Consider the following 1,597-nt stretch of genomic DNA (forward strand, 5'->3'; position numbering starts at 1 on the left):
GCCGCGACCCTCGCCCAGCGCCCCACCCGCACCGGCGCGACGCACACCGACCGTGCCCCGAGCGACGCGCCCTCCGCCACGTGGACGCCGACCGCGTGCCAGTCCCCGCCCCGCTTCTGCCGCCCGTCGGGGGCGATGGACCGCGGGTTGTGGTCGTTGGTCAGCACGACCGCGGGGCCGACGAACACCCCGTCCTCCAGGACGGCCGGCTCGTACACCAGGGCGAGGTTCTGCACCTTGACGTTGTCGCCGAGCCGCACCCCCGAGCCGATGTAGGCGCCCCGCCCGATCACGCAGCAGGAGCCCAGTTCGGCGTCCTCACGGATCTGGGCGAGTTCCCAGACCGAGGTCCCCTCGCCGATCCGCGCGGTGTCGTCCACCTGCGCGGTCGGCTGCACCCGGTAATTCATGGTTCCCCTCATGTCCGTCCCTTTTCTTAACGTTTGGCGAGCATCAGCAGGGCGTCGTTGAAGCGCACGATGGGGCGCGGCTCGTCGGGGCCCAGCAGGTACTCCCTGAGCCTGTCGCGTTCGGCGGCCAGCGGGTCGGCGCCGCGCGCGGCGGCCAGCAGCGCGGGCAGCGCCGCGCAGGTCGGGTCGAGCAGATATCCGGCGGACGCGGTCGGGTAGGCGCGCCGGAACTCCTCGGCGTCGAGGCCACGCAGGTTGGTGACGGCGTACGGTTTGCGGGCCGCGACGAAGTCGGAGATGACACTGGAGACGTCGGAGACGAGCAGGTCGCAGCCGTTGAAGCAGTCCTGGAGCGAGCCGCCCGACACCACCCGGTGCGGCCCGCCAGCCGCCTTGATCATCCCCACCAGCCGGCGGTGCGCGGCGGCGACCTCCGGCAGCCGGGTGCCGGTCAGCGGATGCGGCTTGTAGACGAAGACCACCTCGTCGGAGAGGAGCGCCCCGGCCAGCCGCTCCCCCAGCACCGCGACGGAGCTCTCGTTCATCTCGGCGTTCCACCCCTCCCAGGTCGGGGCGTACAGGACGACGGGTTTCGCGTTGCCGGTCGGGCCAGGCCTGATCCCGTCGAGCTGCGGCCGTCCGACCTCGACGATGTTCTCGTCGCGCACCCCGACGCCGGCGACGGCGTACCGGTCGCGGCCCGCCCGGCCCGCCACCCACACCTCGTCATAGACCCGGGTGAAGGGGTTGAAGCTGGGGATCTTGTCGCTGTCGCCGTGCCCGACGAACACGTGCCGCACGGAGGCCAGCCTGAGCAGATGGCTGTTCTGCCCGCTGTTGGCCGGGTAGAGCGCCACCCGCAGGTCGGCCAGCTCCATCTCCATGACGTCGGTGGCACGCGGCAGGCAGAGCACCGGGACCGTCGTCTCGCCGATCTTCTTGAGGACGGCGGAGTGCCGGAGCAGGATCAGCGGCCGCAGTTCGAGCTGCTCCAGCGTGGAGAGCCAGACGTTCACCTGGTAGGCGGCCTCGGCCGTCCCGGCGAAGTACAGCACCACCTCGGGCTTCAGCTCCTCGATCCGGCCCTGCGCCCACGCCAGATGGTGCGCCCGGTCGATGAGGTGCGCGGCCCGCCGCAGCCGGGCCCGCGCGAACAGCGCGACGCCCCCCAGCGCGACGGCCGCGAG

2 protein-coding genes are annotated in these 1,597 nt (G+C 72.3%); both read right to left on the minus strand.

Translation table 11 applies throughout. The features are described from left to right. Nucleotides 1-410: LbetaH domain-containing protein (locus tag ACYVE7_RS33720; protein ID WP_460370590.1), on the minus strand; the 410-nt coding region annotated here is incomplete at its 3' end. Between the two features lie 26 nt (nucleotides 411-436). Then, on the minus strand, nucleotides 437-1,597 hold a 1,161-nt coding region (locus tag ACYVE7_RS33725), incomplete at its 5' end, for a CDP-glycerol glycerophosphotransferase family protein (protein ID WP_460370593.1).

This window comes from Actinocorallia lasiicapitis (assembly GCF_054778695.1).